Source organism: Isoptericola croceus (assembly GCF_029382255.1).
GTDB lineage: Bacteria > Actinomycetota > Actinomycetes > Actinomycetales > Cellulomonadaceae > Isoptericola > Isoptericola croceus.
This window is the reverse complement of sequence record NZ_JARLLG010000532.1, coordinates 1-253: the sequence shown is the minus strand read 5'-3', so window position 1 is coordinate 253 and position 253 is coordinate 1. Positions and strand designations below refer to the sequence as shown.

At 38.3% G+C, this 253-nt stretch carries 1 protein-coding gene; it reads left to right on the top strand.

The features are described from left to right. Window positions 1-9: 9 nt before the first annotated feature. A partial coding sequence (locus PZC42_RS25020) for a hypothetical protein (RefSeq protein ID WP_277214349.1) occupies window positions 10-253 on the top strand: 244 nt, incomplete at its 3' end.

The window sequence follows — 253 nt, the reverse complement described above, 5'->3', positions numbered from 1 at the left end:
TAAAATTACTTGCTTGTATTGGAGTCATTACAAGGTTTTGTTGTCTATTGTGAAGAAGAAGAAATCTCTGATATTTTTCCACTGACAACTACTTTCGGAACTCAAGAGGAAGCACAAACAATAATGTCAACTGTGGACAAAAAACAATCTGGTCTAGCTAGAATCCTTGGTCCTGCCGTTGCAGGTGTTTGTGAAATTGGTGTTTTCCATCCAGTTGATACCATCTCCAAGAGATTGATGTCCAACACTACCA